The following is a 13,643-nucleotide window of genomic DNA, read 5'->3' as shown; positions in this document are numbered from 1 at the left end:
CCCATGAAACGTGAAATAGAACAGATTACAAAACGCATTATCGAGCGTTCCAAACCAACCCGCGAAGCATATCTTGCCAAGATCGAGGCAGCGGCTTCTGATCGCCCGCATCGCTCTGCCCTGTCATGTGGCAACCTTGCCCATGCATCGGCGGGCTGTGGTGCGGCGGAAAAGGCCCGCATTAACGGCGAAGATGGTGCGAACCTCGGTATTGTGACGTCTTATAACGATATGCTGTCGGCCCACCAGCCGCTGGGCGTTTATCCCGACCGCATCAAAAAGGCCGTGTTTGAAGCCGGCGGCACCGCACAGGTTGCCGGTGGTGTTCCGGCCATGTGTGATGGTGTGACGCAAGGCCGTCCGGGCATGGAGCTGTCGCTGTTCTCGCGCGATGTGATTGCCATGTCGACAGCCGTGTCGCTGTCACATGATGTGTTTGATGCCGCCCTTTATCTGGGCGTTTGCGATAAAATCGTTCCGGGCCTTGTCATGGGTGCGCTTTCCTATGGCCATATCCCGGCGGTGTTTGTTCCGGCCGGTCCGATGCCATCGGGACTTCCGAACAATGAAAAGGCCCGCATCCGTCAGCTGTATGCACAGGGCAAGGTTGGCCGCAAGGAACTGCTCGAAGCCGAAACCGCCTCTTACCACAGCCCGGGCACCTGTACCTTCTATGGTACTGCGAACTCGAACCAGATGCTGATGGAAGTCATGGGCTTGCATCTTCCGGGGGCGGCGTTCGTTAACCCGAACACCGATCTGCGTGATGCCCTGACCGAAGAAGCCGCACGTCGCGCCATGCAGATCACCAAGCTTGGTAATGACTATCGTCCGATCGGCAAGATCCTTGATGAAAAGGCGTTTGTGAACGGCATCGTTGGTCTTCTGGCAACCGGTGGCTCAACCAACCACACCCTGCATCTGCCAGCGATGGCACGTGCGGCGGGGATCGAGCTTCGCTGGGATGACTTCGATGAACTGTCGCGTCTGGTGCCGCTGCTTTGCCGCGTTTATCCGAATGGGCAGGCCGATGTGAACCACTTCCATGCCGCAGGCGGCATGGGCTTTGTGATTTCCGATCTGCTCAAGAACGGTATTTTGCACCCGGATCTTGAAACGATTCATACCGGTGGCATGGCAGCCTATGGCACCGAGCCGTATCTCAATGAAGGCAAGCTTGCCTGGCGTGACGCGCCGGAAAACAGCCATGACGAAGAAATCCTGCGTCCGACCGAAAAGGCGTTTAGTGCCGATGGCGGCCTGCGCATGCTTTCGGGTAACCTTGGCCGTTCCGTGATCAAGGTTTCGGCTGTTAAGCCGGAAAACCGCGTTATCGAAGCCCCGGCTGCAGTATTTACTTCCCAGGAAGAAATGATGCAGGCCTTCAAGGAAGGCAAGCTGCATCGTGACGTTGTCTGTGTCGTCCGCTTCCAGGGCCCGAAAGCCAACGGCATGCCGGAACTGCACAAACTGACCCCGCCGCTGGGGGTGTTGCAGGATCTTGGCTACAAGGTTGCCCTTGTCACTGATGGCCGCATGTCGGGTGCGTCCGGCAAGGTCCCGGCCGCCATCCACGTGACACCGGAGGGCATGATGAACGGCCCGATCGCCAAGGTACAGGACGGTGATGTCATTCGCCTTGATGCCGAAACCGGCGAGCTGTTGCTCAATGTCACCGAGGCCGAACTTGCCAAGCGTGAGTTTGCGAGCTTTGATAACAAGGCAGAACATCAGGATGGCTTTGGCCGTGAAATGTTCGGTGTATTCCGCGAACATGTTGGTCTGGCTGAACTTGGTGCCTCTGCAGCTTTCCCGGGGGAGGCTGAAGTCGCGTAATGCAGCTGGTTGGTGATATTGGCGGGACCAATGCCCGTTTTGCCTGGCTGGATGAAGCTGGCGATCCCTACACACCCATGACATTGCCGGTGCGTGACTACGCCACCATCGGCGATGCCATGCGCGATTTCATGGCGAAAACCGACTGCACGGATTTGCGTGAATTTGCGGTCGCCGTGGCATGTCCTGCCATGGCCGATACGGTCAAGTTCACCAATAATCCGTGGGTGTTCTCAAAAGATGCGCTCAAGGCCGAATTCAACCTTGATCGGCTGGTGGTGGTTAATGATTTCACCGGTCTTGCCATGTCTGTGCCTTATCTCGGTGAAGAAGACCTGATCACGCTATTTGATGGTCCGGGCCGCCCGGGATTGCCATTGGCGGTGGTTGGTGCGGGCACTGGTCTTGGCGTTTCGGGACTTTTGCCACACGAAGGAAAGTGGCTTCCGATCCAGGGCGAAGGTGGGCATGTGTCCTTGCCTGCTGTCGATGATCTGGATTACGAGATCGTCAAGTTCCTTTCGGGTGAACTGGATCGGGTGTCGGCCGAACGCGTGCTATCGGGCATGGGGATTGAAAACCTTTATCGCGCACTTGCCGCGATTGATGGGCTTGATGTTCCGCTCAAAACCGCGGCCGAGGTGGTTGAGGGTGCGCTTGGTGCAAATGATCCGCTGTGCTGCAAGGTGCTGGATCGGTTCTGCATGTTCCTTGGCGGTGTCGCCGGTGATCTGGTGCTGACGCTCGGCGCCTTTGACGGGGTGTTTATCGGTGGCGGGATTGGTCCGCGCATTACCGACTATATGAAGAAAAGCGCGCTCAAGGAGCGCATGATCGCCAAGGGGCGGTTCCGTGATTTGATGAATGATGTGCCGGTACGCCTGATGACGGCGAAATACCCGGCCCTGATCGGTTGCGCCAAGATTCTAACGGCGTAATCGAAACCTGGAGGAAAGTTAATGAGCCTTTCATCGCGTGAAATTCTGTCCAAGGCACCGGTTGTTCCGGTTCTGGTGATCGAAGATGTCAACGATGCCGTCCCGCTTGCCAAGGCACTGGTTGCCGGTGGCTTGCCGGTGCTTGAAATCACCCTGCGCTCTGCCGCGGCTGAAGAAAGCATCAAGCGCATCATCGCCGAAGTACCCGATGCGATTACCGGTGCCGGAACGGTCGTGAACGCAAAACAAATGGAACGCATGGCTGAAATAGGCTGTGCCTTTGCCGTGTCGCCGGGCCATACCGAAGGTCTGCTCAAAGCGGCCAAAGACACCGGATGTCCGCTGCTTCCGGGGGCTGGTACGCCGTCAGAAATCATGAACCTGATTGATCATGGCTACGACATCCTGAAATTCTTCCCGGCTGAACAGCAGGGCGGGGTTTCAATGCTCAAAGCCATTTCTGGCCCGCTGCCGCAGGTATCCTTCTGCCCGACCGGTGGTGTGTCGCTGTCCAACCTGGCTGATTATCTGGCCCTGCCAAACATCATCACCGTGGGCGGCTCCTGGGTAGCACCCAAGGATGCGGTCAAGGCCGGTGATTGGGGCACGATCACCAAGCTTGCACAGGAAGCCACCGACAAGGTCAAGGCACTGCGTTCCTGACCGCCTCCCGATCATACGCCCAAAGCCCAGACACAAAAAAAGGGACCCGAAAGGGTCCCTTTTTCATCAGGGTAGTCCATGCGACTGTATCGGCGTCGCGGCCGGTTCAGTGCTTAGTCCTTGATACGGTCGACATACCAGGTCGAACCGTTGAACTTGCGCTGCAGACCGAGGTCGGCAAGTTCTGCGTGGCTAAGCGAATCCCAACCGTAGCTCGCGGCCTTATGGGCACGTGACGGGCCGATCTTGCTTGCGATCTGGCCAAGAAGCGAACCGAACGGCATGCGTTTGGTGAACGGGTCGGTCGCGATGTTGAACTGCGGTGCAGCGGAAACCGTGTGTGCCATAGTGGCCTCCTTTGATCTACGGTTGGTGTGTCTTTCGATTTGCGGAAAATGTCATATGCGAAATAAAACGGGAACTACTTTGTTTTGCATATCATCTGTGCAAAAATGCACGAATATTTTGAGTGATTCCAAGGGGTGAGATAACGCATATGAATTGGAACGATTTGCGCTACTTCCTTGTTCTTGCGGAAGAAAATAGCCTGTCTGGAGCCGCGCGACGTCTGCGTAAAGAGCATACCACCGTTGCAAGAAGGATTGAGGCGCTCGAAGGTGATCTTGGAACGAAACTTTTTGACCGGTTACCACGCGGCTGGCAGCTGACATCAGCGGGTCGAAATCTTGTTCCTGTGGCCGAACGAGTCGAAGAAGAAGCCCTGACATTCGAGCGACAGGCAAAGGGCGATGAAGCCGCCCATGGGGTCGTGCGTATTTCTGTGCCACCAGTCGCCGGGCGCGTCTTGTTCGCCCCGCGTCTTGCCCGTCTGCTGAAGGCCCATCAGGGGCTGGAATTTGAAATCGTCGGGGCGGCCAATGTGGTCAACCTGGCCCGACGCGAAGCCGATATTGCCGTGCGCATGATTACCCCGCGTGAACCTGGCCTGATTACCCGCAAACTGGTCGAACTCGGTGTGGGGCTTTATGGCGCGGTCGGCTATCAGGAACGCGTGCCGGAAATGTATTGGGAATTCTGCGGCTATGAAGACACCACCTATGGCGCGTCCAAACGCGAATGGGTTCGAACAGTGCTGGATCGCGAATTACCCTGCCGTTTCCGCGCCGATGATACCGAAACCGTGCGTCAGTTCATTGCTGCCGGACACGGGGTTGGCGTTTTGCCGCGTTATTTCGGCGATCAGGACGAGGAACTTGAATTGATCCACGCCGATATCGATGGCCGCAGCCGCGAAAGTGTCTGGATGGTTGTCCATCCCGATATGCGCCGCTCGCCCGGTGTCCGCCTTGTGATGGATGCACTGGTCAAGGCTGCTGACAATATTGCCGAGGAATATCAGGTCTGATTTAGGACGGGATTGGTTTTCTGTAAAACTGATCAGGTTGCTGTTGGCTTGCGTAAAGGAAAATGGCTCGGGATGAAAATCCCGTATTTGTTTCTTTCATGCGGCGGCACTTTTGCCGGTCTGCATGCATCTGGCGGTGGCTATGACATCGACCCGGGATTTGGAAAACCTGCTTAAGCAGTCCGTCGAAGGCAACATGGATGCCTTCGAACGGCTTTATAATGCAACATCCGCGAAACTTTTTGGCATCGTCCTGCGTATCTTGAAAAACCGCGCGCAGAGCGAGGATGCCCTTCAGGACATTTATGTGCGTATCTGGCAAAAGGCCGGGGATTTCGAACCCGGTCGTGCCTCGATCATCACGTGGATGGCAACGATCGCGCGCAACCGGGCGATTGATATTGTTCGGCGGCAACGCCCGGAAGCAGATATCGAAGATGCCGACATTGAAACTTTGATATTCTCGGACACTGCGTTTGATCAGATGGCTGCTGCAGACGATATGCGACAGCTTGAACATTGCTTGAATGGCCTTGAAGACGACCGCCAGCAGATTGTGAAGCTGGCTTATCTCGAAGGCTGGTCGCGTGCTGAACTGGCAGACCGCTTTGCCCAACCGGTCGGAACGATCAAGACCTGGCTGCATCGCAGCCTGAGACAGTTAAAGGAATGCCTGGGAACATGACGGACCGGGATGACATCGACATTCTGGCAGCAGAATACGTGTTGGGGACGCTTGATCCGGCCCAACGCGAAGCTGTTGCACTGCGTCGCGGGTCGGATGCCGAGCTTGATCGCGCCATCTCTGAGTGGGAAGCGCGCCTGTCGCCCTTGAATGCCCATTACAATGCAATCGCCCCGTCGCGCGACCTGTTTGCGGGAATTCGTACCCGTATTGAAAATGCCGCACAGACCGCCTCGCAGCATGTGCCAAGCATCGCGGAATTTGCCAAACTCAAACGCAGGATGGCGGCTTGGCGTGCAGGGGCGCTTGGCGCTGCGGCGATTGCGGCAAGTCTCATTGTTGTTGTGCTTGCCGGCGATGTTAATTCCCCGATGCAGGATGGGCAGTTCGTTGCTGTTTTCCATCGCGATGATACACAGCCTGCCTTTGTCATGAGTGTCGATATCGAAACCCGCGAAGTCACCATTCGCCCGGTCGAGGCAACCGTTCCCGAAGGCAAGACCTACCAGCTCTGGATTGTCACAGAGGAAACCGGACCGAAGCCGAAATCGCTTGGTTTGCTTGAGAACATTTCCAATCCCACGACCAAGCAGCTGGGGGGATTTGATCCTGCCATGCTGCGCGATGCGACCTTTGGGATCAGTCTTGAGCCGGAAGGCGGGTCGCCAACCGGTCAACCGACGGGGCCTGCGATCCATGGGCGCCTGATTTCGGTCGCCCATTAAAAAAAATCACCTTTGCTGAAACCCGATTGATTTGCCTGCGTAGCTTCTGTGTGTGCGATGAAACGCACGATACGAGCGAAGCGCAGAAAACAGCGCGTTCCAGATGAAAAGCAAAGGAGACTTCACATGACCTTCAAAGCCAAAGCAACTGCAAAGGCAACCGGCGTGGTAACGGCAATGATGCTGAGTGCTGGTTTCGTGTTCGGTGGTGCTGGTGCGGCCAACGCCATGGGCCCGATGGTCGACGCCATGGATCAGGATGTTTCAAGTGGCGTTGTAACTGCATCGAAAATCATGGCGGACGAAAATGGCTGGCTGGTCGTTCACCGTACCGGCAGCGATATGAAGCCCGGCCCGGTTGTCGGTTATGCGCCGCTTAAAAAGGGCGAAAACATGGATGTGTCGGCCATCCTGCAGGAACCGGTCAAGTCCGGTGAAATGTTGATGCTGATGGTGCATTCCGAGGCTGGTGGCATGAAAACCGGCGTATTCGAATACACCCTGGGTGCCAAGGAAGATGGCCCGATCAAACCGGACGGAAAACTTGTGATGAAGGTTGTATCCGCCAAGTAAGGCAGAAACTACCTTATCCAACCAAACGAGATCGCATTCAGCCCGCAAGTGCCCCCTTGCGGGCTGTTTTCATGCGTGAACCAAATGCCGCAATCAAGTCTTGTGACGCAGGGCATTCACCACGGCGTTGAAAGCAGGCGATGATTGTCGGCGGTTGGGATAATAAAGGTAATACCCATCCCAGTAGGGCAGGAAATCCTGCAAGACGCTTTGCAGTCGCCCGCTTTCAAGGTGCGGGGCAACGATTTCCTCGGGGATATAAGCAAGCCCAAAGCCATCCAGGGCAGCTTCAAGAATATAGTAAATATTGTTGAAGACGACCTGGCCGTTGATCCGCACGCTGATTTCGCGACCATCTTCCTCAAACTCCCACGGATAGATCCCGCCATAGGTCGGAAGGCGCATGCCAATACATTTATGTTGGACAAGATCGCGGGGGTGTTCAGGGCGCGTATTGTTTTCGAAATAGTCAGGCGCGCCGACAATGCAGTAGCGGAAATCAGGACTGATCCGGGCCGAAATCATGTCTTGTGCCAGATGCTCGCCCGGGCGAACACCGGCATCAAGGCGCTCGGTCACAATATCGGTCAAACCGTTATCAAGGACCAGTTCCACATTGATATCTGGATAGTCCTTCAAAAACGTTCGAAGCTTGGGCCACAAGACATAATCAATGGCATAATCAGCGGCCGTAATGCGGATTGTACCGGCGGGCTTGTCGCGCAAGTCATTCAATGCGTCGACTTCTTCCTCGATCTGGTCAAACAGCGGTCCGATGCTTTTGATCAGCCGCTCACCAGCCTCTGTCGGGGAGACAGCACGGGTCGTTCGGGTCAGAAGCCTGATGCCCAGGCGGCTTTCAAGACTGCGAATGGTATGGCTGAGTGCAGATTGAGAAAGCCCGAATTTTGCGGCCGCCTTGGTAAAGCTCTGTTCGCGGGCCACGGCGAGGAACGCCACCAGATCATTGAAATTCTCACGCGGCATAATGGTTCCTTCGCTGCAATTGCCTGCCATCATAAATGATGGCAGGCACATGAATTATCCAGAGATATCGCATTGTTGTCATAAAAATAATTCATCAATCTCCACAGTGGAAAACGGTCATGGTTTGCACTGGTGGTTCTGGAAATGCCCAGTGGGTCTGGCTTTCAGGGCGATAGATGAAATCTGTTCATGACCGTATGCCGAATTATGGGCATAGACCCAATCCATGCTGTCTCCTACATCAGGGTGCCAATTTAAACACAGTGCCCAATCCCGATCAGAGACATGAAAATGCCAACACAAAATACTGGCTCAGCCGCGCGCCAGGATGCTTCGCCCATCGATAACTGGGGGGCGGTCTATGCCATGTCACTTTGCGTGTTCGCCCTGATCGCGTCGGAATTCATGCCGGTTAGTTTGCTGACCCCGATGGCGAGCGATCTCGCCATTTCCGAAGGTCAGGCAGGACAGGCTGTCTCGATTTCGGGGTTGTTTGCCGTGTTGACCAGTCTGTCGATCTCGGCACTTACCCGGAATGTGGATCGTAAAGTGGTGATCCTTGCACTGACCATTGCGATGATTGTGTCGGGTGCCATCGTTGCCGTGGCACCAACCTTTGAATTCCTGATGGTGGGGCGCGCACTGCTTGGCGTGGTTATCGGCGGTTTCTGGTCGATGTCTGCGGCAATTGTCATGCGGTTGGTCAGTGCGCGCTCAGTTCCGCGCGCGCTTGCTGTCCTGAATGGTGGCAACGCGCTGGCGGCAACTGTGGCCGCACCCTTGGGCAGTTATCTTGGTGGATTGATCAGCTGGCGCGGGGCGTTTTTCTGCATCGTTCCGATTGCGGCGATTGCGCTCATTTGGCAGTGGCGCAGCCTGCCGGCGATGCGCAATCAAAAGCACAGCGCAAGCTTGGATGTGCTCCGACTGTTGTCGCGAACCAAGGTCTGGGTCGGGATGTTGGCCGTCACGCTTTTGTTCATGGGGCAGTTTTCGCTGTTTACCTATTTGCGCCCGTTCCTTGAAACCGTGACCGGGTTTGAAGCAAACATGGTGTCTGTTGTTTTGCTGGTGATTGGTGTCGGCGGTGTGATCGGGACCCTGATCGTTGGTCATATTCTGCAAAAGACACTCTACGCGGTTCTCTTCCTGTTTCCCGTGATCCTGGCCGTCATTGCACTAGGACTAATTGTCTTTGGTCACTCCACCATGATGACGGTTGTGTTGTTTGCCGGGTGGGGCGTCATTGCAACCGCCGCCCCGGTTGGTTGGTGGACTTGGCTTTCGCGGACCTTGCCCGATGATGCCGAAACCGGCGGTGGCTTGATGGTTGCAGTCATTCAGTTCGCCATTACCCTTGGTGCGGCGATTGGTGGGTATCAGATGGATCACGATGGCTATCAGGTAACCTTCTCGACAAGCGCTGTCTTGCTTGTATTGGCCGGATTGGCTGCGGTTTGGTCCTTTTGGACAGTGCGGAGTAATCAGGTGCCAACGGCGCAGCGTTCCTGACGCGCCAAAAGACAAATGACAGACGAACAAAAGGCCCCTGCAGCGCAGGGGCCTTTGCATGCCTTAAGGGAGGCATTTGCCAACTTGGCAATTGTCGTATTGCCAGGTTGGTGGCATCAAAGCGTGTCGATTGCCAACCGCTCTGTTTCGGACCGGGGCCGCTTTGATGTTCGGGGCGATGGCATTGATGGACAATCAATACCCGTCGCGCATTGAATATCCGTCACGGGTACGTTCCAGACCGATATCACGCAGTTGATCGTCGCTTAGCTTATGCAGAGCATTGCGGCCCTGATACCGCTTATAGGCGGCAATCAATGCATCAAGGGTCGCCGGGATGATGGCGCGAATGCCCTGGGTGGCGTGGTGGCGCGCGGCAGGGGAGCTTGGGCGTTGTGCCAACATCTCCGACGATGAGCTGTTCGAAAGGCAACCAACGACGGGATGACATTCGAGATGGTTCGATACAGCCATTTTGATGCTCCTTGATCTGTTGGGCTCTGTGATGTCGACAAGGTTGGCATGCGCAAAAATACAAATGAATTCCGATAAACTGCGCTACAGTTGTGCAGATTTGCGCAATGGCCGAACATTGTTTTCGGCGTTACGCAGGTGGTCGAATGTGTGCAAACCCTGCCGGGATCGGATTGATGAACTGGAATGATCTGCGTTTCTTTGTTGCCGTGGCAAAGGAGGGAACCTTGTCTGGCGCGGCAAGATGCCTTGGCAAGGATCACACAACAGTTTCACGCCGGATCGAGGCACTTGAAGCCGATCTTGGCGCACATCTGTTTGATCGTCTCGCCACCGGCTGGAAACTGACCGAGGCTGGCGAAAATCTGATGCCGGTCGCCTTGCGGATTGAGGATGATGTTCTTGTCTTTGAACGTCAGGCGCGCGGCGATGAAAGTGCCCATGGCGTTGTCAAAATCGCCGTTCCGCCAAGTGCCGGACGATTGCTGTTCGCCCCGCGCTTGGCAGAGTTGCTGCGTGATCAGAAGAACCTTGAATATGAAATCCTCGGATCAAGTGTGGTCGCCAATCTGGCCCGGCGCGAGGCCGATGTAGCTGTGCGCATGGTGCGTCCGGATCAAAGTGGCCTGATTGTTCGCAAATTGGTGGACTTGCGCTATGCGGTTTACGCCGCAAAGGGCTATACCCAGCGCGTGCCCAAGGAAAATTGGGAGTTTTGTGCTGATGGCCGAAATACCTTTGGCGATTATCAGCAAGGCTGGGTCTGGGATACGCTGGATCAGGAACTGCCCGTGCGTGTAAAGGCCGACGACACCCAGACCGTTCAGGCCTTTGTTGCCACCGGGCACGGGCTGGGCTTGCTGCCGCGCTATATGGCCGATGAGGATGACCGTCTGGAAGTGGTTGCCGATGATAGTCTGGCGGAGCTCAGTAAGCCTGTCTGGCTTGTGGTCCATCCCGATATGCGGCGCTCGCCCGGGGTGCGGATGGTGATGGATGCCCTGATCAAGGCAACAGACAGTATCCCGGCTGCCTATAAATCCTGATTATAACCAGCCCAGTTGTCGGGCAGAGGCCAGCAACAACATCACACCAAACAGGGTAATGATCGCCGCCCCGGTAAAGCCGACCGTGCGGCGAATGATGCCCGATGATGTTTCAGACAGGCTAAACAGATGCTGTGTGCCTGTCCGAATTCCAATTGCGGCAAGCCCGATCAGGCTGATCGTGATCGCCACACCCAGCGCCATGGCAAAGGCCGCCCCGATCCCGATCAGGAACATGCCATTGGCCAACGTAAACAGCAGCACCAGGATCGATCCAGTGCAGGGCCGTAAGCCAGCAACAATACCGGTCGAGATCATCTGCCAGTTCGATTGAACGGCAGGGGCATGATCATGGTGATCGTGATGATGCCCCTCATGATGATCGTGGTCATGGCCATGCGCATGATCGTGTTCGTGGTGATGATGGTCATGCGCACCCGGCCCATGGTGATCACAGCAGTCATCGCGGCCCTGAAGAATGCGAAGCGCCATCACGGCACCCAGCACCGCTATCAGGGCATAGGATACCGCCTCCATGATCAGGCCGTTCTTGGTCACTGCCGCCGGGCCAAGATTAAGGATCAGGGTCAGGCCGCCGACCATGATGATGGCGGATACGGCTTGAACAGTGGCAATCAGGCTTCCCATCGCCACGCCCTGTTTCCATCCGGCATCGCGTGACAGGAAATAGGTGGTGGTGATCATCTTGCCATGACCGGGACCGGCCGCATGAAAAACGCCATAACCAAAAGACAGGGCAATAATCACAAGGCCCGGCCAGAAGCTGTCGCCTTGCTTGGCTTCGCGAAGTGTGGCTGTGATTTCACGATTAAGCTTGGTCTGAATAATGACTGTCTGACCGACAAGATCGGAAAGCCAGTCGGGCAGGGCAATCAGACTTTCTTCATCGCCATTGGCTTCTGTTGCTGACGTCGGCGCGGGTTTGCTTTGCGGGCTTTCTGATGCTCCGCGACCGAGAAGGTTTGAGGATTGCGCTGCTGCCGGATTACTCGACGAGAACGAAATCGCCAGGAGCAAGGCCGCGAGAACTGCTGCCATCTGCCACCTTGGCCGCGCAAATAACATCGGCACGGACCGGAGCGACAAGGTCAAAATAGATGCGGTTCTTTTCATCTTCGCTCATCTCGAAATGGCAGGACAGGTTCTTTGCCCCGGCAAACAGGACGGGATCGACCTGCGTGTAGGCAACATCGATGTAGTATTCAGCATCATAGACCGACAGACTGATGGCATCCTTGACGGGATCGAGCGGTGTTTCGAGCATCAGCTTGAAGTCATAGCTTACCCGGCGGTCATCGGTGATATCGGCAACGAAATCGGTCGCACCGGCAAAGGAAACCAGCTCTTCGTTGCGGCGCAGATGCGTTAGCCAGGAAAACTCCGCAAGGGCAACAAAGGCATTGTCATGCACGGCGGTGTTTTCATCGCCAAAGAACCTTGTGTCGTGGTTCTGATCAAACTCGTCGATCATGGTCATGCTAAACAGGTCGTCAAACAACCAGCGGACATGAACCGCCGTAATCTTGTCGTTCTCAAAAACAAATTCGGCATTCGCGTCGATCCAGACATGTGGATGCGCAAATGCCGAAGGCACGGTTGCCAGCATCGAGATGCCGGCAACCAGAATTGTTGTGACGGGCTTACGAACCGTTGCCAAGGCACGCGACAAGGGCGTCGACATTCTGTGCCAGAATTTCCTGATAGGCATCGGGGCCGGCAGCAATGTCAGAACCCAGCGGGTCAAGCGTGCCGGTGCGAATACCCGTGTCGGAGACGACAGCCTGAACGATTGCCGGGCGGAATTGCGGTTCGGCAAAAATGCAGACAGCGCCGGTATCATGGATTTTGTCTTCGATTTCATGAAGGCGCTTGGCTCCGGGCTTCTGATCAGGCGACACAGTGATTGATCCGACCGCATTCAGGCCAAGGCCGGTTTCGAGATACTGATAGGCATCATGGAACACGACATAGGGTTGGTCCTGGATCGGTGCAACTTTTGCCCGAAGATCATTACCAAGGTTGGTAAGGCTTGCAAGCAGTGTCTGCAGGTTTACGCGATAGTCTTCGGCATGTTCCGGGTCAATCTCGGCCAGTTCATCGGCGATGGCAATCGCAATCGAGGCGCCATTGGCCGGATCCATCCAGATATGCGGGTCTACACCGTCATGATCTTCGTGGTGATGGGCCTCGTCATGGTGGTCGTCATGGGCATCATGTTCTGCCGCGTGGTCATGATCATGATCGTCATGTTCTTCGTGATCATGTTCGGCGTCATGATCGTGATCATGGTCATCGTCATGGGCGTGTTCGTCGTGATCCTCATGATCATCATCATGGTCGTCGTGATCCTCATGCGCTTCGCCCTCATGATCATGCATGTGGGCTTCCCACGTGCCGCCTTCGCGCATGTTACGCAGTGACAGCTGAGACAGCGTAACCAGCTCAAGCTGGTGGCTATGACCCGACAGGCTTTCAAGCGGCTTTTCAAGGAAGCCTTCCAGCGCATGAGAAACATAAATCACCAGATCGGCTTCATTCAGCGCTCGCGCTTCGCTGGGGCGGAGCGAATAGGTATGCGGCGAGGACGCGCCATCAATCAACAGAACCGGCTCGCCGATATCCTTCATGATGGCACTGGTGATCCCGTGGATCGGCTTGATCGACGTCACAACTTTCGGGGCATCGTCACCATGGGCTGCTGCAGTCAGTGGGGCGGCAATAAACAGCGGTGCAGCAAGAAGAAAACGGCGAAGGGATTGGCGCAAGGAAGGCATATGGATGATCCGGTCTGGAGTGGGTTTGTTATCTGATCCTATT

15 protein-coding genes are annotated in these 13,643 nt (G+C 55.7%); 9 read left to right on the top strand and 6 right to left on the bottom strand.

Going from position 1 to position 13,643, the window contains the following annotated elements; all coding sequences use genetic code 11:
- The first annotated feature begins 3 nt into the window (after positions 1–3).
- From edd to CMO10_RS13775, 3 genes are read left to right on the top strand one after another with little or no spacing between them, the layout of a single operon-like run.
- Positions 4–1,836, top strand: a complete 1,833-nt coding sequence (edd, locus tag CMO10_RS13785) for a phosphogluconate dehydratase (RefSeq protein ID WP_297023212.1) — start codon at positions 4–6, stop codon at positions 1,834–1,836.
- Positions 1,836–2,774: a glucokinase gene (gene glk / locus CMO10_RS13780; protein ID WP_297023211.1), complete on the top strand. Its 939-nt coding sequence runs from the start codon at positions 1,836–1,838 to the stop codon at positions 2,772–2,774. Before edd ends, glk begins: the two co-directional genes overlap by 1 nt.
- A gap of 21 nt (positions 2,775–2,795) precedes the next feature.
- The gene (locus CMO10_RS13775) at positions 2,796–3,437 is read left to right on the top strand and encodes a bifunctional 4-hydroxy-2-oxoglutarate aldolase/2-dehydro-3-deoxy-phosphogluconate aldolase (RefSeq protein ID WP_297023208.1); all 642 of its coding nucleotides are present in this window, start codon (positions 2,796–2,798) and stop codon (positions 3,435–3,437) included.
- 113 nt (positions 3,438–3,550) lie between these two features.
- On the opposite strand, the gene CMO10_RS13770 is transcribed toward CMO10_RS13775, so the two are convergent.
- The gene (locus tag CMO10_RS13770; RefSeq protein ID WP_152630653.1) at positions 3,551–3,784 is read right to left on the bottom strand and encodes a hypothetical protein; all 234 of its coding nucleotides are present in this window, start codon (positions 3,782–3,784) and stop codon (positions 3,551–3,553) included.
- Between the two features lie 149 nt (positions 3,785–3,933).
- Here CMO10_RS13770 and CMO10_RS13765 point away from each other — a divergent pair, with 149 nt between their 5' ends.
- From CMO10_RS13765 to CMO10_RS13750, 4 genes are all read left to right on the top strand, one after another.
- Positions 3,934–4,803: a LysR family transcriptional regulator gene (locus CMO10_RS13765; RefSeq protein WP_297023204.1), complete on the top strand. Its 870-nt coding sequence runs from the start codon at positions 3,934–3,936 to the stop codon at positions 4,801–4,803.
- 142 nt (positions 4,804–4,945) lie between these two features.
- The gene (locus CMO10_RS13760) at positions 4,946–5,488 is read left to right on the top strand and encodes a sigma-70 family RNA polymerase sigma factor (RefSeq protein WP_297023202.1); all 543 of its coding nucleotides are present in this window, start codon (positions 4,946–4,948) and stop codon (positions 5,486–5,488) included.
- A complete protein-coding gene (locus CMO10_RS13755; RefSeq protein WP_297023199.1) occupies positions 5,485–6,213 on the top strand; it encodes an anti-sigma factor in 729 nt (242 codons plus the stop codon). The genes CMO10_RS13760 and CMO10_RS13755 overlap by 4 nt, the downstream gene beginning before the upstream one ends.
- 126 nt (positions 6,214–6,339) lie before the next feature.
- Positions 6,340–6,786, top strand: coding sequence for a DUF7282 domain-containing protein (locus CMO10_RS13750; RefSeq protein ID WP_297023196.1), 447 nt, complete (start codon positions 6,340–6,342; stop codon positions 6,784–6,786).
- 93 nt (positions 6,787–6,879) lie between these two features.
- Here CMO10_RS13750 and CMO10_RS13745 read toward each other — a convergent pair whose 3' ends face one another.
- Positions 6,880–7,773 (bottom strand): LysR family transcriptional regulator, encoded by an 894-nt coding sequence (locus CMO10_RS13745; protein ID WP_297023193.1) that lies wholly within the window; start codon positions 7,771–7,773, stop codon positions 6,880–6,882.
- Between the two features lie 291 nt (positions 7,774–8,064).
- Between CMO10_RS13745 and CMO10_RS13740 the strand changes: the two genes are divergently transcribed.
- Positions 8,065–9,285 carry an MFS transporter gene (locus CMO10_RS13740; protein WP_297023190.1) on the top strand — a complete coding sequence of 407 codons (1,221 nt, stop codon included), beginning with the start codon at positions 8,065–8,067 and terminating at the stop codon, positions 9,283–9,285.
- 195 nt (positions 9,286–9,480) lie between these two features.
- Here CMO10_RS13740 and CMO10_RS13735 read toward each other — a convergent pair whose 3' ends face one another.
- Positions 9,481–9,759: a DUF1127 domain-containing protein gene (locus CMO10_RS13735; protein ID WP_297023187.1), complete on the bottom strand. Its 279-nt coding sequence runs from the start codon at positions 9,757–9,759 to the stop codon at positions 9,481–9,483.
- A gap of 176 nt (positions 9,760–9,935) precedes the next feature.
- Between CMO10_RS13735 and CMO10_RS13730 the strand changes: the two genes are divergently transcribed.
- A complete protein-coding gene (locus CMO10_RS13730) occupies positions 9,936–10,805 on the top strand; it encodes a LysR family transcriptional regulator (protein WP_297023184.1) in 870 nt (289 codons plus the stop codon).
- Here CMO10_RS13730 and CMO10_RS13725 read toward each other — a convergent pair whose 3' ends face one another.
- The 3 genes from CMO10_RS13725 to CMO10_RS13715 are packed head-to-tail and all read right to left on the bottom strand — an operon-like array spanning position 10,806 to position 13,600.
- Positions 10,806–11,864 (bottom strand): nickel/cobalt transporter, encoded by a 1,059-nt coding sequence (locus CMO10_RS13725; RefSeq protein WP_297023182.1) that lies wholly within the window; start codon positions 11,862–11,864, stop codon positions 10,806–10,808.
- Entirely contained in the window at positions 11,812–12,507 is a 696-nt protein-coding gene (locus CMO10_RS13720) for a DUF1007 family protein (RefSeq protein WP_297023179.1), read from the bottom strand. Before CMO10_RS13720 ends, CMO10_RS13725 begins: the two co-directional genes overlap by 53 nt.
- A complete protein-coding gene (locus CMO10_RS13715; RefSeq protein ID WP_297023176.1) occupies positions 12,467–13,600 on the bottom strand; it encodes a zinc ABC transporter substrate-binding protein in 1,134 nt (377 codons plus the stop codon). The genes CMO10_RS13720 and CMO10_RS13715 overlap by 41 nt, the downstream gene beginning before the upstream one ends.
- Between the last annotated feature and the right edge of the window lie 43 nt (positions 13,601–13,643).

This window comes from Thalassospira sp. (genome assembly GCF_002709775.1).
GTDB lineage: Bacteria > Pseudomonadota > Alphaproteobacteria > Rhodospirillales > Thalassospiraceae > Thalassospira.
This window is presented reverse-complemented; position numbering and strand designations above follow the sequence as displayed.